The organism is Streptomyces yokosukanensis (assembly GCF_001514035.1).
In the GTDB taxonomy this organism is placed as follows: domain Bacteria; phylum Actinomycetota; class Actinomycetes; order Streptomycetales; family Streptomycetaceae; genus Streptomyces; species Streptomyces yokosukanensis.
Genome location: NZ_KQ948209.1, coordinates 281,514 through 305,628, shown reverse-complemented (window position 1 = coordinate 305,628; position 24,115 = coordinate 281,514). Strand labels below are relative to the sequence as shown.

The 24,115-nt window shown below is 72.8% G+C and carries 26 protein-coding genes; 14 read left to right on the top strand and 12 right to left on the bottom strand.

Annotated elements, in window-relative coordinates:
• The first annotated feature begins 41 nt into the window (after positions 1-41).
• From AQI95_RS11285 to AQI95_RS11275, 3 genes are read left to right on the top strand one after another with little or no spacing between them, the layout of a single operon-like run.
• Positions 42-1,196, top strand: a complete 1,155-nt coding sequence (locus tag AQI95_RS11285) for a lipid-transfer protein (protein ID WP_208614140.1) — start codon at positions 42-44, stop codon at positions 1,194-1,196.
• A gap of 10 nt (positions 1,197-1,206) precedes the next feature.
• A complete protein-coding gene (locus tag AQI95_RS11280; RefSeq protein WP_067120986.1) occupies positions 1,207-1,614 on the top strand; it encodes a Zn-ribbon domain-containing OB-fold protein in 408 nt (135 codons plus the stop codon).
• Positions 1,611-2,387, top strand: a complete 777-nt coding sequence (locus AQI95_RS11275; RefSeq protein ID WP_067120984.1) for an enoyl-CoA hydratase/isomerase family protein — start codon at positions 1,611-1,613, stop codon at positions 2,385-2,387. Before AQI95_RS11280 ends, AQI95_RS11275 begins: the two co-directional genes overlap by 4 nt.
• A gap of 149 nt (positions 2,388-2,536) precedes the next feature.
• On the opposite strand, the gene AQI95_RS11270 is transcribed toward AQI95_RS11275, so the two are convergent.
• A complete protein-coding gene (locus AQI95_RS11270; protein WP_067120982.1) occupies positions 2,537-4,861 on the bottom strand; it encodes an outer membrane protein assembly factor BamB family protein in 2,325 nt (774 codons plus the stop codon).
• A 178-nt stretch (positions 4,862-5,039) separates the two neighbouring features.
• Entirely contained in the window at positions 5,040-5,714 is a 675-nt protein-coding gene (gene kbpA, locus AQI95_RS11265; RefSeq protein ID WP_067121549.1) for an AfsK-binding protein KbpA, read from the bottom strand.
• Positions 5,715-5,965: 251 nt separating this feature from the next.
• Here kbpA and AQI95_RS11260 point away from each other — a divergent pair, with 251 nt between their 5' ends.
• Positions 5,966-6,613, top strand: a complete 648-nt coding sequence (locus AQI95_RS11260; protein WP_244188702.1) for a TetR family transcriptional regulator — start codon at positions 5,966-5,968, stop codon at positions 6,611-6,613.
• A gap of 96 nt (positions 6,614-6,709) precedes the next feature.
• On the opposite strand, the gene AQI95_RS11255 is transcribed toward AQI95_RS11260, so the two are convergent.
• Positions 6,710-7,162: an Lrp/AsnC family transcriptional regulator gene (locus tag AQI95_RS11255; protein ID WP_067120979.1), complete on the bottom strand. Its 453-nt coding sequence runs from the start codon at positions 7,160-7,162 to the stop codon at positions 6,710-6,712.
• Positions 7,163-7,244: 82 nt separating this feature from the next.
• Between AQI95_RS11255 and AQI95_RS11250 the strand changes: the two genes are divergently transcribed.
• Entirely contained in the window at positions 7,245-7,865 is a 621-nt protein-coding gene (locus AQI95_RS11250; protein ID WP_067120977.1) for a LysE family translocator, read from the top strand.
• A 30-nt stretch (positions 7,866-7,895) separates the two neighbouring features.
• Here AQI95_RS11250 and AQI95_RS11245 read toward each other — a convergent pair whose 3' ends face one another.
• On the bottom strand, positions 7,896-8,372 hold the full coding sequence (locus tag AQI95_RS11245) for a nitroreductase family deazaflavin-dependent oxidoreductase (protein WP_067120975.1): 477 nt from the start codon (positions 8,370-8,372) through the stop codon (positions 7,896-7,898).
• A complete protein-coding gene (locus AQI95_RS11240) occupies positions 8,372-9,577 on the bottom strand; it encodes an acyl-CoA dehydrogenase family protein (protein ID WP_067120974.1) in 1,206 nt (401 codons plus the stop codon). Before AQI95_RS11240 ends, AQI95_RS11245 begins: the two co-directional genes overlap by 1 nt.
• 127 nt (positions 9,578-9,704) lie before the next feature.
• Between AQI95_RS11240 and AQI95_RS11235 the strand changes: the two genes are divergently transcribed.
• Positions 9,705-10,874, top strand: a complete 1,170-nt coding sequence (locus AQI95_RS11235) for a thiolase C-terminal domain-containing protein (protein ID WP_067120972.1) — start codon at positions 9,705-9,707, stop codon at positions 10,872-10,874.
• Between the two features lie 2 nt (positions 10,875-10,876).
• On the opposite strand, the gene AQI95_RS11230 is transcribed toward AQI95_RS11235, so the two are convergent.
• Entirely contained in the window at positions 10,877-11,857 is a 981-nt protein-coding gene (locus tag AQI95_RS11230) for a magnesium transporter CorA family protein (RefSeq protein WP_244188701.1), read from the bottom strand.
• A 222-nt stretch (positions 11,858-12,079) separates the two neighbouring features.
• On the opposite strand from AQI95_RS11230, the gene AQI95_RS11225 reads away from it, so the two are divergent.
• Both AQI95_RS11225 and AQI95_RS11220 read left to right on the top strand, forming a co-directional pair.
• Positions 12,080-12,505 carry a pyridoxamine 5'-phosphate oxidase family protein gene (locus tag AQI95_RS11225; protein WP_067121546.1) on the top strand — a complete coding sequence of 142 codons (426 nt, stop codon included), beginning with the start codon at positions 12,080-12,082 and terminating at the stop codon, positions 12,503-12,505.
• 30 nt (positions 12,506-12,535) lie between these two features.
• Positions 12,536-13,201 (top strand): pyridoxine/pyridoxamine 5'-phosphate oxidase, encoded by a 666-nt coding sequence (locus AQI95_RS11220; RefSeq protein WP_067120970.1) that lies wholly within the window; start codon positions 12,536-12,538, stop codon positions 13,199-13,201.
• 28 nt (positions 13,202-13,229) lie between these two features.
• Here the strand turns inward: AQI95_RS11220 and AQI95_RS11215 are convergent, their stop codons facing one another.
• From AQI95_RS11215 to AQI95_RS11200, 4 genes are read right to left on the bottom strand one after another with little or no spacing between them, the layout of a single operon-like run.
• Positions 13,230-14,075, bottom strand: a complete 846-nt coding sequence (locus AQI95_RS11215; RefSeq protein WP_067121545.1) for an SDR family oxidoreductase — start codon at positions 14,073-14,075, stop codon at positions 13,230-13,232.
• Between the two features lie 5 nt (positions 14,076-14,080).
• Positions 14,081-14,968, bottom strand: coding sequence for a GNAT family N-acetyltransferase (locus AQI95_RS11210; RefSeq protein ID WP_067120968.1), 888 nt, complete (start codon positions 14,966-14,968; stop codon positions 14,081-14,083).
• Positions 14,969-14,984: 16 nt separating this feature from the next.
• A complete protein-coding gene (locus AQI95_RS11205; RefSeq protein ID WP_067120966.1) occupies positions 14,985-15,380 on the bottom strand; it encodes a Zn-ribbon domain-containing OB-fold protein in 396 nt (131 codons plus the stop codon).
• Complete coding sequence (locus AQI95_RS11200; protein ID WP_067120964.1) at positions 15,380-15,829, bottom strand: DoxX family membrane protein; 450 nt, start codon at positions 15,827-15,829, stop codon at positions 15,380-15,382. The genes AQI95_RS11205 and AQI95_RS11200 overlap by 1 nt, the downstream gene beginning before the upstream one ends.
• A 244-nt stretch (positions 15,830-16,073) precedes the next feature.
• Between AQI95_RS11200 and AQI95_RS11195 the strand changes: the two genes are divergently transcribed.
• The 3 genes from AQI95_RS11195 to AQI95_RS11185 all read left to right on the top strand — a co-directional run bounded on the left by AQI95_RS11195 (position 16,074) and on the right by AQI95_RS11185 (position 20,361).
• A complete protein-coding gene (locus tag AQI95_RS11195; RefSeq protein WP_067120962.1) occupies positions 16,074-17,261 on the top strand; it encodes a flavin-containing monooxygenase in 1,188 nt (395 codons plus the stop codon).
• A 95-nt stretch (positions 17,262-17,356) separates the two neighbouring features.
• Positions 17,357-19,576 (top strand): acetate--CoA ligase family protein, encoded by a 2,220-nt coding sequence (locus AQI95_RS11190; protein ID WP_067120960.1) that lies wholly within the window; start codon positions 17,357-17,359, stop codon positions 19,574-19,576.
• A complete protein-coding gene (locus tag AQI95_RS11185; RefSeq protein WP_208614137.1) occupies positions 19,573-20,361 on the top strand; it encodes an enoyl-CoA hydratase/isomerase family protein in 789 nt (262 codons plus the stop codon). The genes AQI95_RS11190 and AQI95_RS11185 overlap by 4 nt, the downstream gene beginning before the upstream one ends.
• A gap of 3 nt (positions 20,362-20,364) precedes the next feature.
• Here the strand turns inward: AQI95_RS11185 and AQI95_RS11180 are convergent, their stop codons facing one another.
• Positions 20,365-21,291, bottom strand: coding sequence for a hypothetical protein (locus tag AQI95_RS11180; protein ID WP_159056501.1), 927 nt, complete (start codon positions 21,289-21,291; stop codon positions 20,365-20,367).
• Between the two features lie 82 nt (positions 21,292-21,373).
• Between AQI95_RS11180 and AQI95_RS11175 the strand changes: the two genes are divergently transcribed.
• Positions 21,374-21,970 (top strand): flavin reductase family protein, encoded by a 597-nt coding sequence (locus AQI95_RS11175; RefSeq protein WP_067120957.1) that lies wholly within the window; start codon positions 21,374-21,376, stop codon positions 21,968-21,970.
• A gap of 278 nt (positions 21,971-22,248) precedes the next feature.
• Here the strand turns inward: AQI95_RS11175 and AQI95_RS11170 are convergent, their stop codons facing one another.
• Positions 22,249-22,572: a hypothetical protein gene (locus AQI95_RS11170; protein WP_067120955.1), complete on the bottom strand. Its 324-nt coding sequence runs from the start codon at positions 22,570-22,572 to the stop codon at positions 22,249-22,251.
• Between the two features lie 205 nt (positions 22,573-22,777).
• Here AQI95_RS11170 and AQI95_RS11165 point away from each other — a divergent pair, with 205 nt between their 5' ends.
• Both AQI95_RS11165 and AQI95_RS11160 read left to right on the top strand, forming a co-directional pair.
• Positions 22,778-23,551 carry a GntR family transcriptional regulator gene (locus AQI95_RS11165; protein WP_067120953.1) on the top strand — a complete coding sequence of 258 codons (774 nt, stop codon included), beginning with the start codon at positions 22,778-22,780 and terminating at the stop codon, positions 23,549-23,551.
• Positions 23,552-23,577: 26 nt separating this feature from the next.
• Entirely contained in the window at positions 23,578-24,090 is a 513-nt protein-coding gene (locus AQI95_RS11160) for a GNAT family N-acetyltransferase (protein WP_067120951.1), read from the top strand.
• Positions 24,091-24,115: the final 25 nt, after the last annotated feature.

Here is a 24,115-nt window from a genome sequence, read left to right as displayed (position 1 = left end):
TGTAATCTGACGCACTGTCAGGACGCTAGGAGGGGGACGCCATGGCAGGTATCGGGCTGAAGGACGCCACCGCCGTCGTCGGGATCGGGCAGACCACGTTCGCCAAGCGGCTGGCCGAGGACGAGAAGACGCTCGCCTGCCGGGCCGTGCTCGCGGCGCTGGACGACGCGGGGATCGCGCCCGGCGAGGTCGACGGCCTCGCCTCCTACACCATGGAGGAGACCGACGAGGTCGAGCTGGCCAAGGCCGTGGGGTTCGGGGATCTCACCTTCTTCAGCAAGGTGGGGTACGGAGGGGGCGGCTCCTGCGCCACCGTCGCGCATCTGGCCGCCGCCATCGCCTCCGGGCAGGCCTCGGTCGGCGTCGCCTGGCGGTCGCGGAAACGCGGCAGCGGGCCCCGGCCGTGGACCAACACCACCGTCCAGCTGCCCACCCCCGCCCAGTGGACCCGGCCCTTCGGGCTGCTGCGGCCCGCCGACGAGATCGCCATGCTGACGCGGCGGTACATGCACGAGTACGGAGCCACTCGCGATCACCTCTTCAACGTCGCCCTCGCCTGCCGGAACCGGGCCAACCAGAATCCGGCCGCCGTGATGTACGAACGGCCGCTGACCCGCGAGATGTACATGACCGCGCGATGGATCAGCGAACCGCTGTGCCTCTTCGACAACTGCCTGGAGACGGACGGCGCCCTGGCCTGCGTGATCGTCGGGAAGGAGCGGGCGCGGGACTGCCGCCGCACACCCGTCTACGTCCACTCCGCCGCCCAGGGGCTGCCCGCCCAGCACCACGGCATGGTCAACTACTGGAACGACGACCCCCTCACCGGCCCCGCCTGGACCGCGGCCCGGCACCTGTGGAAGCACGCCGACTTCACCCCGGACGACGTGGACGTGGCGCAGATCTACGACGCGTTCACCGCGCTCGTCCCGCTCTCGCTGGAGGGGTACGGCTTCTGCGGGCGCGGGGAAGGGGGTGCCTTCACCGAGGGCGGGGCGCTGGAGATCGGGGGGCGGCTGCCCGTCAACACCGGTGGCGGTGGGCTCAGCGAGGCCTATGTGCACGGTTTCAACCTCATCAACGAGGGCGTGAAGCAGCTGCGCGGGACCAGTACCGCCCAGGTGCCCGGCGCCGCCACCTGCCTGGTCACGGCCGGCGAGGGCGTGCCCACCTCCGCCCTTCTGCTGCGGACCTGAGGAGCTGATCATGCTGACTCCCGTCACCGACACCGACGGCGCCCCGTTCTGGGAGTACGCCGCCCGGGGCGAAATGCGCGTCCAGGCCTGCGGCGACTGCGGCGAGCCGCGGTTCCCGCCCCGGCCCTGCTGCCCGCACTGCCAGTCCTTCGCCGTCGAGTGGCGGCCGGTGTCGGGGCGCGGGCGGGTGTGGTCCTACGTCGTGCCGCATCCACCGCTGCTGCCCGAGTACGCCGAGCAGGCGCCGTACAACGTGGTCGTGGTGGAGCTGGAGGACGCCCCGCGGATCCGGCTGGTCGGGAATCTGGTCACGGGGCCGGGGGCCGCACTCGGCTCCCTCGATCCGGAGCGCATACGCATCGGCGCGCGCGTGCAGGTCGTCTTCGCCGACGGGCTGCCCCAGTGGGTGCTCGCGTGAGCACCGTACGGGTGGAGGCCGACAAGGACAGCGGGGTCGCCGTCGTCACGCTGGAGCGGCCCGAGCGGCTCAACGCCATCGATCTGCAGATGGTGCGCGAACTGACCGGCGTGTGGCGGGCGTTGCGGTTCGACGACTGTGTGCGGGCCGTCGTGCTCACCGGGAGCGGGGAGCGGGCGTTCTGCACCGGGATCGACCGGGACGTCGTCGTGCCGCAGCCCTCCTCGCCGTACATGCTGGACGATCCGCTGCTGGCCGTCGGGCCGAAGGCGAACGACCTGTGGAAGCCCGTCGTGGCCGCCGTGCGCGGGATGGCCTGCGGCGGCGCCTTCTATCTGCTGGGCGAGAGCGAGTTCGTCGTTGCCGATCCGACGGCCGTCTTCTTCGATCCGCACACCACGTACGGCATGGTCAGCGCCTACGAGTCCATGCTGATGGCCGCACGGATGCCGTACGGGGAGGTGGCCCGGATGACGCTCATGGGAACCGCCGAGCGGCTGTCGGCCCGGCGGGCGCATGAGATCGGGCTGGTCAGCGAAGTCACCGAGGAGGGCGGGGCGTTGGCCGCCGCCGTGCGCTGCGCCGCCGTCATCGCCGACTGCCCGCCGGACGGCGTGCAGGGGACCGTGCGGGCGCTGTGGGCGGCGAAGGAGGCGGCGCGGGCGCAGGCGTTCGCGCAGGCGCCGCACCTCATCGCCCTCGGCAGTCTGCCGGCCGCACGGCAGGCGGAGCTGTTCAGGGGCAGGGGCCGCACCGAGCCGCGGATACGGTGAGTGACCGCGTGGCGGGGAAAGCGCACCGGGGGTAGCGTCAGCCCTGGGACGGCCGCCGTCTGGAGCCCTTCCGTGACACACCGGTACGACGGCCGTCACGCATCCCCGTCCCGCCCGAACCCCGCGGACCGCACCCGCGCCGGACGCGCCTACACCGTGCGGGCCGTGCCCGTCCCCTTCTCCGCGTCCAGCGCGTACACGCACCGGTCCTTGCTGCACGCGTACACCACACCGTCCTTGACCACCGGGGAGCCGGTGATCTCGCCGCCGGTCGCCAGCTTCCAGCGCAACCGGCCGTCGTCGGCCTTCAGGGTGTACAGCAGGTGGTCGGTGGAGCCGAAGTGGATGCGGCCCTCGGCCACGGACGGGGCGCCCACGACGTCGCCGCCCGCCTGGAAGCGCCACTTGGGGGTGCCGGTGACCGCGTCCAGGGTGTACAGGCCCTTGCCGCTGCCGACGTGCACGTGTCCGCCCACCACCAGCACCGGATCGATGGAGGAGCGGGCCTCCGTCGCGATGCGCCAGCGGTCGCGGCCGTCGGTGGCGTCCAGGGCGTAGACGGTGCCCAGATAGTCCGCGAGGTAGACACCGCCACCCGTCACCGCCGGGCCCGGGGCGAAGGTCGGCGGGCAGAGGAAGACCGCCGGTGCCTCGAAGTGCCAGCGGACCATGCCGCTCGCCGCCTCGACGGCGAGGACGCGGGTGCCGGCACAGATGTAGACGTAACCGTCGGGGGCCGGGGTGAGCCGGACGGGCACACCCCCGCAGGAGGCCGCGTCGCCGATCGGGTACGACCAGCGCTCCTCGCCGGTGCGGGCCTCCAGGGCGCGCAGCCGGGCGTCCTGCCAGACGTAGACCGTGCCGTCGTGGACGAGGGGGCCGGACTCGGGGGACTCGAAGTCGGTCTGACAGCCGGCGATCTCCCACAGCTTCTGCCCGTTCGCGGCCTCCCAGGCCTGGACGCCGCCGCCCCGGGTGCCGGTGACGACCGTGCCGTGGTCGGCCTTCAGGGAGTACACCCAGGCGTCGGTGGACAGCCGCCACAGGTCGGCGCCCTCGCGGGCGTCCAGGGCGAACAGGGTCGGCCCGTCGGAGGCGTGGATGCGGCCGTCGGACACGGCCATCGACCAGGCGACGTCCCTGGTCTTGAAGCGGCGGCGGCCGGTGGCCACGTCCAGGGCGTGCACCTCGAAGGAGGTGACGTAGACCAGGTCGCCGTCGACGGCCGGGGTGCCCCAGACCTCGTTGGACATACGGAACCGCCAGGGCCGCCAGCCGCTCGCCGTCTCCGGCGGCTGGGGCGGGGCGGCCGGTACGGCGGTGTCGGCGCCGGCGACGCCGGGGCGCGGTCGGGACCAGTTGGCGACCAGGCCGGCCTCGGGCGGGGGCGCCTTGACGGCGGCGGCGCGGGCGTCGGCGACGCGCGGGCCGGGGCCGATGGGCACCTGGGCGCCGGCCAGCCGGACCGGGCCGATGTCGGGGGCGCCCACGGGGACGGGCGGGGGCGGCGGGGGGACGGCGGCGCGGCCGCCGCTGCGCGGGCCGCCGGCGGGGGCCGGGGCGGGCTTGGCGGCGGGGCGGCCGCCGCGGCGGGTCTCGATCAGGGCGACGGCCTTCTCGGGCAGCCAGGCGGAGGCGGTGCCGCTGTCGTCGGAGCCGGAGCCGAAGAGGTGGGGGGCGAGCTGGGACTGGAGGTCGGCCGGGGTGGGTCGGCCGGACGCCTCCATCTGCATGCAGACCTCGATGAGCGGGCGCAGCTCGTCGGGCAGGCCCGTGAGGTCGGGGCCCTCGCGCAGCAGCATGAAGACGGTCTCGACCGGGTTGGCGCCGTGGAAGGGCGGGTGGCCGGTGGCGGCGAAGACCAGCATGGAGCCGAGCGAGAAGACATCGCTGGCGCCGGTGACGCTGCGGGAGTCCTTGGCCTGCTCGGGGGACATGTAGGCGGGGGTGCCGACGGCGACGTTCGTCATGGTCAGGCGGGTGTTCGAGACGCCGGAGGCGATACCGAAGTCGATCACCCGGGGGCCGTCCTCGACCACGAGCACATTGGACGGCTTCAGGTCGCGGTGGACCAGGCCCGCACCGTGGATGGACTGCAGGGCTTCGGCCACTCCGGCCGCGAGCCAGCGCACGGCCTGGGCCGGGAGCGGCCCGCAGTCGTTCACTATCTCTTCGAGGGAGGGCGCGGGGACGTACGCGGTCGCGAGCCACGGCACGGCGGCGCGCGGGTCGGCGTCGACCACGGCGGCCGTGTAGAAGCCGGAGACCGCGCGGGCCGCCTCCACCTCGCGGGTGAAGCGGACCCGGAAGAGCTGGTCCTCGGCCAGTTCGGTGCGCACCGTCTTGATCGCCACGCGCCGGCCGGACGCGGAGCGCGCCAGATAGACCAGCCCCATGCCGCCGGCGCCCAGCCGGCCCAGCACCTCGAACGGCCCGATCCGCCGCGGATCGTGCTGTGTCAGCTGATCCACCACTTGCCTGCCACCTCCCCGTACGAGCCGCGCCACCCACATATGTACGCGGCCGAAGTGCAGCGTCTCACCACCGCACCGCCGCGGCGGCACGCACCCTGATTCTTCCTGGCCGGGCGCCCGGTTGCGAACCAGGTGACGATCGGGGTGTCTCACCCCTAATCCACCCAAAGGGGACAGATCAGCGCTGCAGCAGTGCGAACGACGCCCCCTGATTGTCGGTGACGACGGCCACGCGCCCGTACGACGGCTCGAAGGGTGGCGCCTGCACCCGTCCGCCGAGCCGCTGGACGGCCCCCAGGGCGTCGTCGAGGTCGGCGACCCGGAAGTGGGCGAGGACGTGCGGGGGCATCTCGGCCGGGAAGACCTCGGTGACCTCGGACCGGCCGAAGTCGGGCCGGGCGCCCTCGCCGAACAGGGCGTCGTGGAAGAGACCGCCGTAGAAGACGTTGGCGCCCGCCGTGTCCCGGGTGTAGAGCTGGGCCCAGACGAAGCTGCCGGGCCGATGCCGCCGGCCGAAGCCGTGGTGGCCGCCCGCCTGCCACAGCCCGAACACCGCGCCCTCGGGGTCGGCGGCGAGGGCGGCCACCCCGAGGTCGCCCACCGGGAACGGGGCCATGACCAGCTGCCCGCCGGCCGCGACGATCCGCCGGCCGAGGCCCTGGGCGTCCGGGGTGGCGAAGGACACCGTCCAGACGGTGGGCATACGGCCGTCCAGCTTGGGGGCGAGCGAGGCGACCGGCTCGCCCGCCAGCCGGGCCCACACCGAGGAGCCGTACGCCCCCTCGAAGGTCCACCCGAAAAGCTCACCGTAGAACCGCTTGCCCGCCTCCACGTCGGCGAGCTGGGCGTCCACCCAGCACGGCACACCCTCCCCGTACACCTCGTGCGCCTCCTGCGCGTCTTCCGTCTCTACCACTTCCCCCTCCACCACCTCTTCTGCCTCTTCCACCTCTTCGTTCGCGGATGCCCTGTTTTCGGCCATGCCGCCAAAGTAACCGGGACGCGCGCACCGCGCAGACCAGGCACACCACCCTCAGAGCACCCGTGCACCCCATTTGCAGTCGGCCGAATCGCGCTCCGATCACCCCTCGGTAAGCTGACGGCATGACAGGACAAGTGCGTACCGTCGACGGCCGCGTGGCCGGCCGGCGTGGGCAGGCGACCCGGCAGAAGCTGCTCGACTGCCTCAGCGAGATGCTCAGCTCCTCCCCGTACCGGGACGTCAAGGTCATCGATGTCGCCCGGAAGGCGGGCACTTCGCCCGCGACCTTCTATCAGTACTTCCCGGATGTCGAAGGCGCCGTCCTGGAGATCGCCGAGCAAATGGCGACCGAGGGCGCCGGATTGACCGCGCTGCTCGAAGGGCGGTCCTGGGCCGGGAAGTCCGGATGGCAGACCGCACAGGAACTCGTGGACGGGTTCCTGGAGTTCTGGCGCAAGAACGACGCGATCCTGCGGGTCGTGGACCTCGGCGCGGCCGAAGGGGACAAACGGTTCTACAAGCTCCGTATGAAGATCCTCAACTCGGTGAACAACTCCCTCGCGGACTCCATCGCCGAATTGCAGTCCAAGGGCAGGGTCGACAAGGACGTGAACCCGGCGGCGGTGGCCGGCTCGCTGGTCGCGATGCTCGCGGCGGTGGCGGCACACCAGAAGGGTTTCTCGTCCTGGGGTGTGAAACAGGCCGAACTGAAGCCGAACCTGGCGCTGTTGGTGCACCTGGGCGTGACCGGGAAGAAGCCGAGCAAGTAGCTCGCACCTCTCTCTTTTCCGGTGTTCCAGACCCCAAGTCCTGTCTTGCAGGCGGTGGTTCGTCCGCGCTGAGCGGTTGAACCACCGCCTGCGCCGCTATGCGGGCAGCGGGCGGTCCCGTACGACGTGCTTCATCACCAGCGTCGAGGTCAGCCGCTGCACCCCGGGCAGGGTCGCGAGCCGCTCGTCGTACAGCCGCTGGAAGGCCGCGAGGTCGGCCGTGGCGATCCGCAGGAGATAGTCGGGCTCGCCGAACAGCCGCTGGGCGTCGAGGACGTGCTCCAGCTCGCCGACCGCCCGCTCGAACTCGGCGACCGTGTCCCGGTCCTCCTGCCGCATGGACACGAAGACCAGCGCCTCGAAGGTCAGCCCGAGGGCGGCCGCGTCCACCACGGCCCGGTACCCCTGGATGGCCCCGGAGCGCTCCAGCTCGCGCAACCGCCGGTGGCAGGGCGAGACGCTCAGGCGCACCCGCGCGGCCAGCTCGGTCACGGTCAGCCGCCCATCCTGCTGCAACTCAGCAAGGATTTTCCGATCAACGTCGTCCATGAAGCAGATTCTTGCTCACAACTGCGGATCATGGGCAAAATTCGGGAACACTTTCGGGCCATTCACGCCTAATGTCCCCAGCATGGACTCGGGACTGCTCTTCTCCTTCCTCGCCGTGGACCTGCTGCTGGTGTGCGTACCGGGCGCCGACTGGGCGTACGTCATCACGAGCGCGCTGCGCGGCCGCTCGGTGCCGCGCGCGGTGGCCGGCCTGGTCTCCGGCTACGCCCTGCACACGGCCCTGGCGACGGCAGGACTCGCGGTCCTGGTGGCGGGCTCGCCGCGGCTGCTGACGGCACTGACGGTGGCGGGCGCCGGGTATCTGCTCTGGCTCGGCTGGAGCGTGCTGCGCCGCCCGGGCATCCCCGGCGCGGCGGACGAGGAGGCCCCCGACGACCGGCGGCTGTTCCTGCGCGGCGCGACGATCAGCGGCCTGAACCCCAAGGGCCTGCTGCTCTACCTCTCCGTCCTCCCCCAGTTCCTCACCCTGCGCGGCACCCACCTCCCGGTCCCCGCCCAGACGGCCGCCCTCGGCCTGCTCCACATGGCCTGCTGCGCCGCCGTCTACCTCACCGTCGGCACCCTCGCCCGCGCCCTCCTCGCCGCACGCCCGGCGGCGGCTCGGGCGGTGACGCGCACGTCCGGGGCGGCGATGCTGGGGATCGGGGCGTTCTTGCTGGTGGAGCGGTTGGCGACGCTGTAGCCCCACCGAGGCCCGCGGCCCCGCCCAGGGCTACCGGCAGGTGAGCCGGAACAGGCGGATCTCCCTCGCCACCCGCGCCTGGTACGTGGCGTACGGCGGCCAGAAGGCCACCAGTGCCGTCCAGGCCCGCGCCCGCTCCTCCCCCGTGAGCAGCCGGGCGGTGACCGGGAGGTCCCGTCCCCGCCAGCTGATCGAGACGTCCGGGCGGGCGAGGAGGTTGTGGGTCCAGGCGGGGTGCCCGGTCCGTCCGAAGTTGGAGCCGACGAGCAGCCAGCTCCTGCCGTCCTCCTGCGGCATGCAGGCCAGCGGGGTCGTGCGGGGCAGACCGCTGCGGGCGCCGGTGGAGGTGAGGATCACGCCGGGCAGCATCTGGGCGCTGAGCAGGAACCGGCCGCCGGTGAGGCGGTGCACGGTCCGGTCGAGCGCGGGGACCACATGCGGGGCGATCTTCGCGAAGGCGCGGGTGGACGACACCCGCTGCACGACACGGACACCGAGGCCGGCCATCACAGGGCCGCCTCGCCGCCCGCGAAGAGGCCGGCGGCCTCGGCGGCCCGGTCCCGCAGCCGGTGCGCCGGTCCGAACAGCAGCTCGTCACCGGCCGCCCGCTTGAAGTACAGCTGCGCGTCGTGCTCCCAGGTGAACCCGATCCCGCCGTGCAGCTGGATCCCCTCGGCGGCGGCACACCGCAAGGCCTCCAGGGCCTGCGCGAGGGCCGGCCCGCCGGACGCCCGCTCCGCGGCGAAGGCGTGGGCCACCGCCCACGCGGCGTGGTACGCCGCCGACCGCGCCGCCTGCACCGCCACATAGACGTCGGCCAGCCGGTGCTTGACCGCCTGGAAGGAGCCGATCGGCCGCCCGAACTGCTCGCGCTGTCCGACGTACTCCACGGTCCGCTCCAGCACCCGGTCGGCCGCCCCGACCGCCTCGCAGGCGAGCACCGCGGCGGCCCCGTCCCCGAGGGCGGCGAGGGCCGGCAGTACCGCCGCGTCCCCGGCGTCCTCCTCGCCGAGCAACTCGGCCCGGACGTCGCGGAGTTGGACGCAGGCCTGCGGCCGGGTGGCGTCGAGTGCGGTCCGCCGGGTCCGTACGGCACCGGGCGCGTCCCCCGCCACCAGGAACAGCCGGGTCCGGGACCGGGCGAAGCCGCCGGTGTGCGCGGCGACGAGCAGCAGCCCGGCGCTGTGCCCGTCCAGCACCTGGTCGACCTGCCCGTACAGCTGCCAGTCGCCGTCGACGCGCCGGGCCTGGACACCCCCGGCCCGGCCGCCACCGGCGGAGAACGTGGAGTTGTCGCAGGTCAGACCGAGGACGGCGGTGAGTTCGGGGCCGGGGACGGCGAGGGCGGCGGTGAGGCTGCCGGCCGCCAGCCGGGGCAGCAGCCCGGCCCGCTGGGCCTCGGTCCCCAGGGCGAGGATCAGCGGGGCGGTGAGGACGCAGGTGGCGAGCAGCGGGGAGGGGGCGAGGACCCGGCCGGTCTCCTCGCAGGCGAGGGCCAGTTCGGTGACCGAGCAGCCGACACCGCCGTACCGCTCGGGCAGGGCGAGCCCCGCCAGACCGAGCCGGTCGGCGAGGGCGGACCACAGGAGGGGGTCGTGTCCGGCCGGGCTGTCGACGGCGGTCCGCAGCTCCGGCGGGCCGCACCGCTTGTGCAGCAGCTCGCGCAGGGTGCGGCGGATCTCGTCCTGCTCGGCGGTCAGGCGCGTGTCCATGGCGGGTCCCTCATCCCTCACGAACCGAAGCTGATCTGACGGTCCGTCATATTAGGCCGCGGGCGCGGGGATGCACAGCATCCCGACACCTGCCGCTGCCGCCCGTATCTGATGTACCGTCAGATTCATGAAGTCCGGGAGCAGGAAGGTCGCCGTGGTCGGTGTGGCCCTCTCCGACTGCGGACGCGTCGACGACGCCACCGCGTACACCCTGCACGCACAGGCGGCCCGCCGCGCCCTCGCGGACGCCGGCCTGGACCGCGCCGTGGTCGACGGCTTCGCCTCGGCGGGCCTCGGCACGCTGGCCCCGGTGGAGGTGGCCGAGTATCTGGGCCTGCGCCCCACCTGGGTGGACTCCACCTCGGTCGGCGGCTCGACCTGGGAGGTCATGGCGGCGCACGCGGCGGACGCGATCGCGGCGGGCCACGCGAACGCCGTTCTCCTCGTCTACGGCTCGACGGCACGGGCCGACATCAAGGCGGGCCGCCGGACGGGAGACCTCTCCTTCGGCGCGCGCGGCCCCCTGCAGTTCGAGGTCCCCTACGGCCACACCCTGATCGCCAAGTACGCGATGGCCGCCCGCCGTCACATGATCGAACACGGTACGACCATCGAGCAGCTGGCCCAGGTGGCGGTCCAGGCCAGGGCGAACGCGGCACTGAACCCGGAGGCGATGTTCGGCGACCCGGTCAGCGTCGACGACGTCCTCGCCGGCCCGATGATCGCCGACCCCTTCACCAAGCTGCACTGCTGTCTGCGCTCGGACGGCGGCGCGGCCGTCCTGCTGGCCGCCGAGGAGTACGTACGGGACATCCGTCCGGCCCCCGTCTGGATCCTCGGCACCGGCGAGCACGTCTCGCACACCGCGATGTCCGAGTGGCGGGACTTCACGGTGTCCCCGGCGGCGGTGAGCGGGCGGCTGGCGTTCGAGCGGGCGGGGGTCGGACCGGGCGAGATGGACTTTGCCGAGATCTACGACGCCTTCACCTACATGACCCTGGTGACCCTGGAGGACCTGGGCTTCTGCGCGAAGGGCGAGGGCGGGGCGTTCGTGGACAAGGGCCGGCTGCTGGTGCGGGGCGGGGACCTGCCGGTGAACACCGACGGCGGTGGACTGTCGGCCCAACACCCCGGAATGCGCGGGCTGTTCCTGCTGGTCGAGGCGGTACGGCAACTGCGCGGGGAGGCCGGGGAGCGGCAGGTGCGGGCGCGGGACGGACAGCTGCCGAGGCTCGGGGTGGCCTCCGGGACGGGCGGATGGTTCTGCTCCTCCGCGACCGTGGTCCTGGCCCGCTGACCCTAGGGCCTGTCGTCGTCGAGCAGCCGGCGCCAGATCCGGGTGCGGTGCAGCACGTAGAGGGAGCCGACCAGGACGACCGCCTGCAGCCCCACGGCGAGCAGCCAGAATTCGTCCCTGGTCTCCAGCTTGTCGGTCAGGAACGTGAAGTTCATGCCGAAGAACCCGGTCAGGAAGGACAGCGGCAGGAAGATCACGGACACGATGGCGAGCCGGTTGATCACACCGTTCTGCTCGCCCGCGACGAGCGAGGAGTAGCTGGCGAAGGCCCGGCGGGTGGCGTCCTGGAGGGACTCGGTGTCGGCGAGCACCATTCTCGCGGCCGTCTGGAATCCCTGTGCGCCCGCTCGGCGCTGCTCGGGGAAGGCGGGGCTCATCATCCGGCGGGTGAGGATCTCGTCGGTCACCTGGAGGTAGGGCCGCAGCGCGTGGTGCAGGAGGGCGGAGCGCCGGCGCAACTGGGCCAGACGGTAGACCTGCTCGGGGCGCCGGTCCTCGAACATGTCGTCCTCGAGTTCCTCGATCTGCAGCAGGGCCTGCACGGCGGCCCGGCGGAAGGTGGCCAGGGCCTCCTGGAGCACGAGGAAGAGCACGGCCACGGTGTCGTCGGGCCGCTCGTGCCGCAACGCCGTGACGATGTCCCCCGCCAGCCCGGCCTGGCCCCGGTGCACGGTGACCAGGAACCGATCGGTCACGACCACATGGATGTGGGCGATCGCGTCCCCGTGGACGACCGGCACGACGAAACCGGCCCGGTCCCCCAGGAACTGCGCCCGCGCGGGCTCGCCCCGCCTGCCGAACCAGCCCAGGTCCTCGACGTCGAGGCCCAGCTGCTCGGCGACCGGCGGCTCCGGCTCCGGCGCCTGCGCGGGCAGCTCGACGTCGACGAGCACAAAGCGCTCCGCGGCCAGCCGCTCACCCGCCTGCGAGAGGTCCGTGCGGGTGATCGCCACCTCCGGCATCGACACCACCGTTACGATCATCGCCCCTCACCGTCGTTCCCGAAGCCCGTGGCTCCGAGCGTCCCCGCGCTCCGGCGTCCCCGCACCCGGAGGCACTCGTGTGCGCCGCGGGAGGGCCGCCGAACGGACGACGGGGGCGGTGGTGTCCGGCCGGAACCGATCGGTCAGGGGGGCCCGCGGGAAGACGGCTCGTACCGGCCGTTGTTGGCGCCGGTCACGGACGAGCCGCAGAAGGAGACCGACATGGCGTTGACCCACGCAGAGCGAGAGGCGTTCCTGGCCGAGCCGCACGTTGCCGCGCTGGCGGTGGACGCGGGCCCGGGGCGGGCGCCGCTCGCCGTGCCGATCTGGTACGGGTACGAGCCCGGCGGAAACCTGTGGATCATGACGGAGCGGGAGTCCCGCAAGTACGCCCTGATCAGCGAGGCGGGCCGGTTCACGCTGATGATCGACCGGCTGGAGCCGACGATCAGGTACGTGTCGGTGGAGGGACCGGTGGTGCGGACGGATCCGGCGACGATCGAGGGGCTGCGGGAGATGTCGGCGCGCTATCTGCCGGCCGAGAAGGTGGACGGCTATGTCGACTTCGCCTGGAAGAACCACGGAGAGCAGGTGGTCGTCCACATGCGCCCCGAGCGGTGGGTGTCGTCGGATCTCGGCCAGGTGTGAGCACGCGGGGCCGGATGTGACCATGGGGGCATGGGAACTGATCTCCCGGCGCTGCTGAGGTCGCTTCGGGTGTGGGACGCGGGGACGACGACGCTGCCCGCCTTCGACCCGGACACCGCCCCGCCGACCCCGCTGGCACTGTTCACGGACTGGCTCGCGCAGGCGGCGGCGGCCGGGCAGCCGGAGCCGCACACGATGTCGCTGGCCACGGTGGACGAGGCCGGGGAGCCGGACGTACGGATCGTGATGCTGCACGGCGCCGACGCGGGCGGCTGGTCCTTCGCCACGCACGCCACGAGCCGCAAGGGCCGGGCCCTCGCCGCCCACCCGTACGCGGCCCTTGCCTTCTACTGGCCGGTGCTGGGCCGGCAGGTGCGGGTGCGCGGGCCGGTGACGGCGGCCCCGGCCGAGGAGAGCCGGGCGGATCTGCACGCCCGCTCCACGGGCGCGCTGGCCGCCGCGCTCACCGGTCGGCAGAGCGAGGAACTGCCGTCGCTGGACGACCTGCGCCAGGCGTCGCAGGACGCCTGGCGGCGGGCCCGCCACAACCCGGCGGAGCCGTCCCCGACCTGGACCCTGTACCGGCTGAGCCCCCGGACGGTGGAGTTCTTCCAGGGCGACCCGGACCGCCGGCACGTACGCCTGGAATACCGCAGCACGGAGTTCGGCTGGAGCCGGGGGCTGCTGTGGCCGTGAGCCGACACGTACGGCGGACGGCGCCCGCTCACGCGAAGACGTGGCGGTTGCGGCGTACGAAGTCGGCGAAGCCCGAAGGCGCCCGGCCGGTGAGGTCGGCGACGGTCGGCGTGACGGTCTCGGCGCCGCCGTCGCGGTAGGCGCGGGCGACCTCGATCAGGGCGTCGACCTGGAACCGCGGCATCCCCCGGCCGAGCATCACGGCGCGCGCCCGGTCGTCGGGCATCCCCACGTGGCGCACCGGCCGGCCGAGCACGGCGGAGAACTCCTGCGCGGCTTGGTCGTAGGTCAGAGCCTGCGGCCCGGTGAGGTCGTAGACGCGGCCGTCGTGGCCGTCCGTGGTGAGCACATGGGCTGCGACACGGGCGATGTCGCCGGCGTCGACGAAGCTGATGGGCGCGTTGATCAGGGGCAGGGCGAACTCCCCGGCCTCGCGGACGGAGGACTGGCGCAGGAAGTTCTGCAGATAGAAGTTGGGCCGCAGGACGGTCCAGGGCAGCCCGGACTCGATCAGTGCCTGTTCGACGGGCCGATGCAGCCGGGCGATCGGTGTGAGCCCCTCGTCGGCCCGCCAGACCGACAGTTTCACGACCCGGGCGCCGACCACGCGGGCGGCCTCGACCAGGTTGAGTTCCTGGGTCGTCTGGGCGGGGCCGGTCGCGCCGAGCAGGAACACGGTCTCGACGCCGTCGAGCGCGGGGCCGAGCGTGTCCGGCACGGCCAGATCGAGCGTGACCGCCTGCCCGCCCGCCCCGCGCACCTGGTCCGTCCGGCGCGGATCGCGGTATGCCGCCGTCGTGGCCGCCCCGGCGGCCCGCAGACACTGGAGGAGGGCGCCGCCGACGTTCCCGCTCGCGCCTGTCACCAGAATCATCGTCGTCACCTCTTCCCTTCGGAACGGTTCGAGCGGTCGGTCCCGAACCGCCACACCGCGAAGTCCGCCACCGGACGGTAGCCGATCCGCCGGTACAGGCCGTTGCTCGTCGGATTGGCGAGGTCGGTGAAGAGGAGGACCTCCGAGGCGCCCTTCTCGCGGACGGCCCGGCTCGCCTGCGCCGTGGCCGCGCCCGCGTATCCGCGGCCGCGCAGTGCGGCCGGGGTGTAGACCGGAGCGATGCGGACCTGGCCGGCGATCTCCGGGGTGGCCGCGACCATGGCGACGGGCGTGCCGTCGGCCTCCTCCCAGAGGGTCGCGCCGTCGTGGGCGAGGCGGCTGTCGGCCCACTCGGCCGGGTCGACGCCGATGTCGAGCCCGACGGCCTCGTGGAACTCTCGGTACCAGCGCTGAAGCAGCTCACGGTCCGCGGCGCCCGCGATGCGCGCCCGCCCCCGAGGTGCGGGCTCGGGGACCGTCAACTCACCGAGCCGGTAAAGCCGTTGCCGCTGGTGGATCGCGCCCGCCGTGCCGGTGAGCCGCTGCCAGACCGCCGCGAAGACCTCCGCCGTGTCCTGCCGGGCGGAGATCCCGGACACCGGGCGGCCCAGCTCCGCGAGCCGGACGGCCAGGGCTTCGGCCTCCTGCGGGGCGAGCGGGCTGACATGGGCCGGGAAGGGCGGCGTGTGGAGCAGGGCCGCGCGGACGCCGTCGTCGTCCAGGACGCCGAACAGCGGTGCCTTCGCGCCGTAGAGCCGCAGCCCACGGCGGCGCAGCGCGTCCGTCACGGTCAGCGTGACCGTGTTCAGGGCCGGCCGGGAGCGCAGGAAGTCGCCGGCGCGGGAGAGGAAGTCGTCGAGATCTTCGGTGAGATGCCAGTTCTCCGGGCGCATGCGCCCATGGTCGGGCTCAACCGCCGGGCTCGAACACCGGTTTTCCGTCCCGGAACGTCACCCTCAGGGCCATCCCGGCCGCCAGGCTCCCCTCCGCGCAGTTCACGACCTCCGTCATCATCCGCGGCCCCTCCGCCAGATCGACCACCGCGGCGGTATAGGGCGTGCGGTCGCCGAAGGGCGGTAGGTCGTTGCGGTGGACCGTGGACCAGGTGTACAGCGCGGCCCGGCCGCTCGCCTCCTCCCAGGCCACCTCCTCGCTCCAGCAGTGCGGGCAGAACTCGCGGGGGTAGTGGTGGGCCCGGCCGCAGGCCCCGCAGCGGCGGATCAGCAGCAGGCCCTGTGCGGCCGCCTCCCAGTAGGGGCGCGTGAAGGCGTCGGGCTCGGGGACGTCGTAGCGCACCGCGCCCATCAGAACCACCCCAGCCAGGCGTCCAGCGACCAGCTCTGCCAGGACATGCCGAAGAAGCCGACGAGCGAGATCAGCGCCATCATCGAGTTCTGGCCCTGCTCCGCCCAGTCGTGGATCATGAGGACGAAGTAGATCGCGTTCAGCAGCAGGCCGCCGATCAGTGCCGCCGGGGTCAGGAAGCCGAGGATCAGGCCGAGGCCGAGGGAGAGTTCGGCGTAGGCGACGACGTACGCCATCAGCTTCGGATGCGGCTTCACCATCGTCTCGAAGCCGGTCCGCACCGGCGCCCAGCGGTGCTTCTCCGCGACCCCCGCCGCCCAGGCGATCCCGCTGCCGCGCTCGAACCAGGCCTTCTTGTCCTTGTGCCGCCAGCTCTCCAGCCACCACAGGCCGAGACCGATCCGCAGCACCGCCAGCCACTCCGCGCCGTCGAGCCATATCGAATCCATGGATCTGACGGTACGTCAGATAGCGGCCGAAGCCCATCCGCTGGGCCGCCCTTCCGCCCTTCCGGCGATTTCGCCGGCGACGAAGACCCCGGGCGCACCCGAGTCCGGCAGCGCGCAATTTCCTCATCATCCGCGTGGGCTACGTCACTTGTAGCGTGCACTTCTCCACACACGTGATCAATCCGCAACCAATTCCGGTCTTGACCGAGACCCATCAACCGGGTGTGTGATTACGCTCCGGAGCATGGCCGTCTCCCGTTCCGCTTCCGTGCATTTCTCCGCCACCCCCGCCGACCGCCCGGTCTACGTCATCGGCGCCGGTCCGGGCGGTCTGGCCGCCGCGCACGCGCTGCGGGCACGGGGCATACGGGCCGTGGTGCTGGAGAAGGCCGACCGCGTCGGCGCCTCCTGGCGCGGCCACTACGACCGCCTGCGACTGCACACCACCCGGCGCCTGTCCGCCCTGCCGGGCCTGAAGATCCCCCGGAAGTTCGGGCGCTGGGTCGCCCGGGACGACGTGGTGCGGTATCTGGAGAAGTACGCCGACCACCACGAGCTGGAGATCGTCACCGGCGTGGAGGTCTTCCGCGTCGAGCGCGCCGGGGACGGCGCCGGCTGGCTGCTGCACGCCTCCGGCGGGCGCGAGCTGACCGGCAGCGCGGTGGTCGTCGCCACCGGCTACAACCACACCCCGCGCCTGCCCGACTGGCCGGGCCGCAAGGAGTACACCGGGGAGCTGCTGCACGCCGGCGCCTACCGCGACGCCGCGCCGTACGCCGGCCGGGACGTCCTGGTCGTCGGCGTCGGCAACACCGGCGCCGAGATCGCCGTGGACCTGGTGGGGGGCGGTGCCGCACGGGTGCGGCTGGCCGTGCGCACCGTCCCGCACCTGGTGCGCCGCTCGACGCTCGGCTGGCCCGCGCAGTACTCGGGCGTGCTGGTACGGCGGCTGCCGGTGCGGCTCGTGGACCGGCTGTGCCGGATCCAGGCGAAGGCCGCCGTGCCCGACCTGTCCGCCCAGGGGCTGCCCCGCCCGGACACCGGCCTGTACAGCAGGGTCCTGGAGGGCGCCGTACCGGTCCAGGACGTCGGCCTGATCGACGCCGTGCGCAAGGGGAAGGTGGAGATCGTGGCCGCCGTCGAGTCCTTCGAGGACGGGAAGGTGGCCCTGGCCGACGGCAGCCGGATTGAGCCGGACGCCGTGATCGCGGCCACGGGGTACGCGCGGGCCCTGGAGGGGCTGGTCGGGCATCTCGGGGTGCTGGACGGCCGAGGCGGCCCGGTGGCGCACGGCGGCCGTACGCCCGTCGAGGCGCCCGGCCTGTACTTCACCGGATTCACCAACCCGATCAGCGGAATGTTCCGCGAGATGGCGCTCGACGCCGCCAAGATCGCGAAGGCGCTGGCCAGGCACCTGCGCACCCGTCGGTAACTTTGCGGCTCCTACCCGTTCCTGACACTGCGTCAGTTCAGTAATCTGACAGAGCGTCAGTTTACTTGTGTCGTCTCACAGGAGCGGGCGGACCGATGCTTGGATCAACCCACGGCACCCTCACCACCGACTCCCGCCGGGCCCGCGTCATCGCCTGCGGCGAGCAGCGGCCCGGCCCCGTCGTCCACGACCGGGTCGACGACATGGATGTCAGCGGGCGGCCGCTGTACGCGGACGTCCCCGACCTGACCCGCTTCTTCCGGCCCGAATCGGTCGCCGTGATCGGTGCCTCGGACGCGGAGGGGCGGCCGAACACCGGGATCACCCGGCAACTGCTGGAATGGGCGCGGCGGGTGGGCGCGCGGGTGCACCCGGTGCATCCGACCCGCCCGTCCGTCTTCGGCATCCCCTGTGTCGCCTCCGTCGCCGGCCTGCCCGAACAGGTCGACCTGGCCGTGCTGCTGGTGGCCGACCCGCTGCCGGTGGTCGAGGAACTCGCCGAGACCAAGGCGAGGTTCGCGGTCGCCTTCGCCTCCGGCTTCGCCGAGACGGGCGAGGCGGGAGCCGAGGCGCAGGAGCGGCTGGCGCAGGCCGTACGGCGCTCGGGGATGCGGCTGCTCGGCCCGAACACCAACCTCAACGCCTTCGAGCGGTTCCGGGAGGATCTGGACGGGCCCGCGATCGCGCTCATCACCCAGTCCGGGCACCAGGGGCGGCCCGTCTTCGCCCTCCAGGAGCTGGGCATCCGCCTCTCCCACTGGGCGCCCACCGGCAACGAGGCCGATCTGGAGACCGCCGACTTCCTCTCCTGGTTCGCCGAGCAGCCCGAGGTCGGCGCCATCGCCTGTTACGTGGAGGGCCTGAAGGACGGCCGCGCCTTCCTGCTGGCCGCCGACCGCGCCGCCCGCCGGGGGGTGCCGGTGGTCGCGGTGAAGGTGGGCCGCACCGAGGCCGGCGCCCGTACGGCCGCCTCGCACACCGGCAAGCTCACGGGCGCCGACGACGTGGTGGACGCGGCGATGCGCCAGTTCGGGGTCGTACGCGTCGACGGTCTCGACGAACTCCAGGACACCGCGACCCTGCTGGCGCGGGCACGGGCCCCGCTGGCGGACGGGGTCGTGGTGTACTCCATCTCCGGCGGCACCGGCGCCCACGCGGCCGACCTCGCCACGGCGGCCGGACTGCGGCTCCCCCGGCTGTCGAAGGGCAAGCAGGCGGAGCTGCACCAGTGGATACCGGAGTATCTGAGCGTGGCCAACCCGGTGGACAACGGCGGGCATCCGGTGGGCGACTGGCGCGGCCGAAAGATCATCGACGCGATCCTCGCCGACCCTTCGGTCGGGGTGCTGATCTGCCCCGTCACCGGGCCCTTCCCGCCGCTCAGCGACCGGCTCGTGGCCGACCTGGTCGCGGCCGCCGAGGAGACGGACAAGCTGGTGTGCGTGGTGTGGGGGTCGCCGGTCGGCACCGAGCCGGCGTACCGCGAGGCGCTGCTCGGATCCTCCCGTGTCGCCACCTTCCGCACGGTCGGCAACTGCCTGACCGCCGTGCGCGCCTGGCTCGGCCACCACCGCTTCGTCGGCGACTACCACTCCCCCTTCGACGAGGCCCCGCGCACCCCGTCGCCCTCCTTCCGCAAGGCCGAGGCCCTGATGCGCCCCGGCCAGCAGCTCAGCGAGCACGCGGCGAAGCAGCTGCTGCGCGCCTACGGCATCCGGGTGCCGCGCGAGCAGCTGGTGACCAGCGCGGCGGCGGCGGTTCGGGCGGCGGCGCAGGTCGGCTATCCGGTGGTCATGAAGGCCTCCGGCGCGCAGATCGCCCACAAGACCGAACTGGGCCTGGTGAAGATCGGGCTGACCTCGGCCAGCCAGGTGCGCGACGCCTACCGCGAGCTGACGGACATCGCCCGCTACGAGGGGGTCTCGCTGGACGGGATCCTGGTGTGCCAGATGGTCGAGCAGGGCGTGGAGATGGTCGTCGGCATGACCCACGACGACCTGTTCGGCCCGACCGTGACGGTCGGCCTCGGCGGAGTGCTGGTGGAGGTCCTGCGGGACGCGGCCGTCCGCGTCCCGCCGTTCGGTGAGGACCAGGCCCGCGCGATGCTCACCGAACTGCGCGGCCGTGCCCTGCTGGACGGTGTCCGCGGTCGCCCGCCGGCCGACCGGGAGGCGCTCGTGGAGGTCGTCCTGCGGGTCCAGCGCATGGCCCTCGAACTCGGCGACCACATCGCGGAGCTGGACATCAACCCCCTGATGGTGCTGGACCGGGGACAGGGCGCGGTCGCGCTGGACGCGCTGGTGGTGTGCCGATGACGGCCGGCATCGCCCACGAGGTGCGCGGACAGGTCGTGCACCTCACGCTCGACCGTCCTGAGGCCCTCAACGCGCTGACCCCGGACATGCGGGACGCCCTGGTCGCCCGCCTGGACGAGGCGTCGGCGGACCCGCAGGTGCGGGCGGTGGTGCTGACCGGCACCGGACGCGGCTTCTGCGCGGGCGCGGACCTGCGGGGCGGGGCCGGCTCCGGCGACCGGATCCCCGGCGACGTGGCCCGCACCATCCGCCTCGGTGCCCAGCGCCTGATCGCGGCCGTCCTGGACTGCGAGAAGCCGGTGCTCGCCGCGGTGAACGGCACGGCGGCGGGCCTCGGCGCGCATCTGGCGTTCGCCTGCGATCTGATCCTGGCCGCCGAGTCGGCCCGTTTCATCGAGGTGTTCGTGCGGCGCGGGCTGGTGCCGGACGCCGGGGGCGCCTATCTGCTCCCCCGCCTGCTGGGCCCGCACCGGGCGAAGGAGCTGATGTTCTTCGGGGACGCCCTCCCGGCGCCGGACGCGGAGCGCCTGGGCCTGGTCAACAGGGTGGTGCCCGACGCCGAGCTGGAGAAGACGGCCCATGAGTGGGCGACCCGCCTGGCCGCCGCCCCGACCCGCGCCCTGGCCCTGACCAAGCAGCTCGTGCACACCTGCATGGAGTCCGACCGCGCGAGCGCCTTCGCGGCGGAGGCGTGGGCCCAGGAGATCAACATGACGACCGAGGACGCCCGGGAGGGACTGCGGGCGTTCGTGGAGCGGCGCGGGCCCGAGTTCCGGGGGCGGTGAGGCTCAGTCCCCGGCGCGGTCCAGGATCCGCAGCGTGCCGTCGTCCGGGTCGCCGAGGAGGGCGAACAGCCGGGGCGCGGACTCGGTGCCGCTGACGGACCAGTGGGTGTCGAGGCCGCAGTCCCGGTCGAAGTGCAGGAGGATGCCGACGCGGTCGGTGCCGTACGGGTCGTCGTCGGGCTTCCAGGTGCCGGTGCCCGCGCAGATCACGTAGTCCTTGGAGTCCGGGGCCGTGGAGTCGTTGTCCGTGGGTTCGGCGGGGAGTCCGCGGGCCTCGGCCCGGCCGCCGGGTGCCAGGCGCAGCTCGGCGCCGCGCTCGCCGTGCCAGACTCCGGCCAGCCGGGCGGGGGCCAGTCTCGGCGGTTCGTACTGGGGGATCAGGCCGGTCGCGGAGGCCGCGATCCCGCCGCCGAGGGCCAGGGCGAACAGGCCGGCGCAGGCGAGTGCCGAGCGCCACCACAGGCCCCACCGCGACCAGGAGCGTGTGCGGACGTAGGCGATGCCGAGGGCGGGCAGCAGGCCCAGGGCGGTGAGGACCGCCGCCGCCGTGGCGAACGGCGTGCGCAGGAGCAGCGCCGCCGCGGCGCCCCAGCCGATGGCCGCGGCCGCTGCCGCGACCGTGCGGCAGGCCCACTCCGGGCCGCCGAACCACCGGAGCAGCGGCCGGGCCAGCAGGATCGCGGGCAGGGTCAGCACGGCGGAGAGAACCAGGCCCAGCAGCGGCAGCAGCAGCGGTGCGAAGATCAGCAGGCAGAAGATCCCCAAGGCGCCGTCGTAGCCCGTGTCGTACTGGTCCTGGCTCGCGCTCCAGATCCACCACAGCAGCCCGGCCGCCGGAAGCTGCGCCGCGTTCACCGGGATCGCCGCGGCGATGTCGTCCCGCAGGAACCCGGCCGCCCGGCCCCGCTCACGCATGTTCTCCCACCCCATGGCCGCAGCCTACGAAGTGCCTGGACAGGGCCCGTCGCCGGACTTCCCATCTGACTGACCGTCAGCTTCAATGGAAGACGTGATGGGACACGCAGGGGCGGCGGCCGCCGCCGTCCGGTATCTGAGGCCGAGGGCCGTGGAGCCGCTGCCGCGGCCGGAGTTGCGGTGCGTACGGCAGGACGAGCGGGCCCCGGTGGATCCGGGGGAGTTCCGCCGGGTGCTGGGAAGCTTCGCCAGCGGTGTGACCGTGATCACGGCACCCGCGGCCGACGGGGAGCCGGGCCCCGCCGGTTTCGCCTGCCAGTCCTTCGCCTCCCTCTCCCTCGAACCGCCGCTGGTCTGCTTCATGGTGGGCCGCACCTCGACCACGTGGCCCCGCATCGCCCGCGCGGGCGTCTTCTGCGTCAACGTCCTCGCCGCCGACCAGGGCGAACTGTGCCGGGCGTTCGCGGTGAGCGGCGCGGACAAGTTCGCGGGGGTGCCGCACGACGCCTCCCCCGTCTCCGGCTCCCCACGCCTGACGGGCGCCACGGCCTGGATCGACTGCACGATCCACGCCGTGCACACCGGCGGCGACCACCTCATCGTCGTGGGCCGGGTGACCGCCCTCTGCACGGAGGAGGACACCGAACCACTGCTCTTCCACCGGGGTCGGTTCGCCCGGCTCGGCTCCCCTTAGTGCCGCTGCCCCCTGGAGGGTGCGCGAGCCTGCCATGCGGTCGAGGTCACCTCGACCGCACGCGCCCCGGTCGGCCACAGGCCGGTGATCACCTCACGAAGACTCCCCGGACGGCGACTGCCTGTGGCACGAACAGCGGCAGCGCGGGACGAGGAGCACGCCCGTGGTGTGCGGCAGCGGTACGTCCCTCGACTGGCGACACCGGGCGTGTACGTCCTCGTAACCGGGCTCGCTCGCCAGCGTGCATTCGGTGGACAGAGCAAGCGCATCGGCCGCCGTCACGGGCAATCACCCCCCTGGGGCAATCGAGCGCCCCTGCTGTCGGCGATGCGCAGCACGTCGCCGAGCACCTGCGTGGTCGCCCGCAGCGCACGGCGTAACGCATACTCGCCGGCCTTGCGATCACCCAGGACGGCCTTCGCACCCGCCAGAACGTCGGCTCCGTCCTGGAGTTGACTCACCTCGATGTCGTCCGCGAGCCGCGACAGTGGGCCGCCGGTATCGTCCGTGGACAGGAAGCACGGCTTGCCGGTGTCGGTCTCCCCGGGCAGCAGCCGCAGACCCGACAAAGGCGCCGGGGCGGCGCTTCGGTCGTAGCTCACGCGCCCACCCCTCCCACAGCCGTTGATGTCACGGGCACCATGAAGTCTCCCTTCCCAGGGGACCGGGGCGGCGTGTCTGCTTGGCGGTAGGGCGCCGCCCCGGAACGGTCCGGCCGACTAGGGCCGTTACTGGCTCAAGCCAGTCTGATCACTGACGGTCACCCGCGTCAAGCAACTGGCTTGAGCCACTTGGTATGCTGGAGACATGAAGACGCCCGGACCCTCCTCGACCCAGCCGCCGAGCAGGCGCATTGCGGAGGAGTTGCGAGCCGCCATCGAGGCCGGGCACCTCGCACCCGGTGACAGGCTGCCCTCCGAACGCGCCCTCGCCCATCAGTACGAAACCGCACGCAACACGGCCCGTGAGGCGATCCGGCTCCTCGCGGAGGAAGGCCTGGTCACGGCTCGCCACGGAAGCGGCGTCTTCGTACGGGAACCGCAGCGACTGTTCCGATTCGGCAGCGACCGCTACTCGCGCAGCAACCGCGAGACCGGCCTGACCCCTTTCCGGCTCGAAGCCAGACGCCAGGGCAAGGAAGCCCGCATCGACGTCGTGGGCATCACCCGGGAGCGCCCGCCCCAGGACATCGCCGAGCGGCTCGCCGTTCCGGCCGACGAAGAGAGTGTCCTGCACCGGGAGAACCACTACTTCGCCGACGACGAACCGGTGCAGATCGTGTCGACCTACCTCCGGTGGGAAGAGGCCGAGGGCACACCGCTGACCCAGCCCAGGACCGGCAAGGACGGCATCTACGGCCGGCTCGAAGAACTCGGCCACGTGATGACCCGCGTACGGGACGAGATCACCGCCCGCATGCCGACACGGGCCGAAGCCACCGTTCTCGGCCTGCCCTCCGGAGTCCCCGTCCTCGAAGTCCTCCACACCAGCCTGGACCAGGAGGACGAACCCTTCGAGGTGTCCCGGTACGTGCACCGCGCCGACCGGACCGGCCTGTTCTACGAACTCCCCGTCGAGTGAGCCACCGACCCCACAAGGAGACCGGCATGGACAGCACCGTCATTCGCCCCTTCGAGGAAACGGACCTCATCGGCGCGACCGCCGCACTGACCGACGTGCACGCCACCGACGGATACCCGGTGGAGGGCGTGGCCCGTCCCCAGGCATGGCTCCGGTCGGACGACATGCTGGCCTCTTGGGTCGCGGAGGCAGGACGGAGGATCGTCGGCCACGTGGCGGTGATGCGGCCGTGCGGCGAGGGCGCGGTGTCCCTGTGGACCGAACAGAGCGGGGACGACGAGCAATGCGTCGGCGTACTGGCCCGCCTCTTCGTGATCAAGGAAGCGCGCGGGCGCACCCTGGGTGAGCGGCTCGTCCGGACCGCCATGGACTACGGACTGAGCCACAACCGCCGTCTGGTCCTGGACGTCATGGTCAAGGACGCCGCCGCCATACGTCTTTACGAACGCCTCGGCTGGCTCAGGACCGGCCGCACCGCACACCACTACGGCGACGGGCACTACGCCGACGCCCTCTGCTACGTGACTCCCCGCACCTGACCGAGCCCGGCCGCCCCACCCACAC

What these genes read in the sequence shown, in the direction of transcription:
- AQI95_RS11215 (WP_067121545.1), bottom strand. Translation starts at nt 14,075, where the DNA reads ATGATTCTGGTGACAGGCGCGAGCGGGAACGTCGGCGGCGCCCTCCTC.
- AQI95_RS11255 (WP_067120979.1), bottom strand. Translation starts at nt 7,162, where the DNA reads ATGGACGACGTTGATCGGAAAATCCTTGCTGAGTTGCAGCAGGATGGG.
- AQI95_RS11225 (WP_067121546.1), top strand. Translation starts at nt 12,080, where the DNA reads ATGGCGTTGACCCACGCAGAGCGAGAGGCGTTCCTGGCCGAGCCGCAC.
- AQI95_RS11205 (WP_067120966.1), bottom strand. Translation starts at nt 15,380, where the DNA reads ATGGGCGCGGTGCGCTACGACGTCCCCGAGCCCGACGCCTTCACGCGC.
- AQI95_RS11200 (WP_067120964.1), bottom strand. Translation starts at nt 15,829, where the DNA reads ATGGATTCGATATGGCTCGACGGCGCGGAGTGGCTGGCGGTGCTGCGG.
- AQI95_RS11220 (WP_067120970.1), top strand. Translation starts at nt 12,536, where the DNA reads ATGGGAACTGATCTCCCGGCGCTGCTGAGGTCGCTTCGGGTGTGGGAC.
- AQI95_RS11165 (WP_067120953.1), top strand. Translation starts at nt 22,778, where the DNA reads ATGAAGACGCCCGGACCCTCCTCGACCCAGCCGCCGAGCAGGCGCATT.
- AQI95_RS11195 (WP_067120962.1), top strand. Translation starts at nt 16,074, where the DNA reads ATGGCCGTCTCCCGTTCCGCTTCCGTGCATTTCTCCGCCACCCCCGCC.
- AQI95_RS11210 (WP_067120968.1), bottom strand. Translation starts at nt 14,968, where the DNA reads ATGCGCCCGGAGAACTGGCATCTCACCGAAGATCTCGACGACTTCCTC.
- AQI95_RS11175 (WP_067120957.1), top strand. Translation starts at nt 21,374, where the DNA reads ATGGGACACGCAGGGGCGGCGGCCGCCGCCGTCCGGTATCTGAGGCCG.
- AQI95_RS11240 (WP_067120974.1), bottom strand. Translation starts at nt 9,577, where the DNA reads ATGGACACGCGCCTGACCGCCGAGCAGGACGAGATCCGCCGCACCCTG.
- AQI95_RS11235 (WP_067120972.1), top strand. Translation starts at nt 9,705, where the DNA reads ATGAAGTCCGGGAGCAGGAAGGTCGCCGTGGTCGGTGTGGCCCTCTCC.
- AQI95_RS11245 (WP_067120975.1), bottom strand. Translation starts at nt 8,372, where the DNA reads ATGGCCGGCCTCGGTGTCCGTGTCGTGCAGCGGGTGTCGTCCACCCGC.
- AQI95_RS11160 (WP_067120951.1), top strand. Translation starts at nt 23,578, where the DNA reads ATGGACAGCACCGTCATTCGCCCCTTCGAGGAAACGGACCTCATCGGC.
- AQI95_RS11190 (WP_067120960.1), top strand. Translation starts at nt 17,357, where the DNA reads ATGCTTGGATCAACCCACGGCACCCTCACCACCGACTCCCGCCGGGCC.
- AQI95_RS11250 (WP_067120977.1), top strand. Translation starts at nt 7,245, where the DNA reads ATGGACTCGGGACTGCTCTTCTCCTTCCTCGCCGTGGACCTGCTGCTG.
- AQI95_RS11285 (WP_208614140.1), top strand. Translation starts at nt 42, where the DNA reads ATGGCAGGTATCGGGCTGAAGGACGCCACCGCCGTCGTCGGGATCGGG.
- AQI95_RS11230 (WP_244188701.1), bottom strand. Translation starts at nt 11,857, where the DNA reads ATGATCGTAACGGTGGTGTCGATGCCGGAGGTGGCGATCACCCGCACG.
- AQI95_RS11280 (WP_067120986.1), top strand. Translation starts at nt 1,207, where the DNA reads ATGCTGACTCCCGTCACCGACACCGACGGCGCCCCGTTCTGGGAGTAC.
- AQI95_RS11185 (WP_208614137.1), top strand. Translation starts at nt 19,573, where the DNA reads ATGACGGCCGGCATCGCCCACGAGGTGCGCGGACAGGTCGTGCACCTC.
- AQI95_RS11180 (WP_159056501.1), bottom strand. Translation starts at nt 21,291, where the DNA reads ATGGGGTGGGAGAACATGCGTGAGCGGGGCCGGGCGGCCGGGTTCCTG.
- AQI95_RS11260 (WP_244188702.1), top strand. Translation starts at nt 5,966, where the DNA reads ATGACAGGACAAGTGCGTACCGTCGACGGCCGCGTGGCCGGCCGGCGT.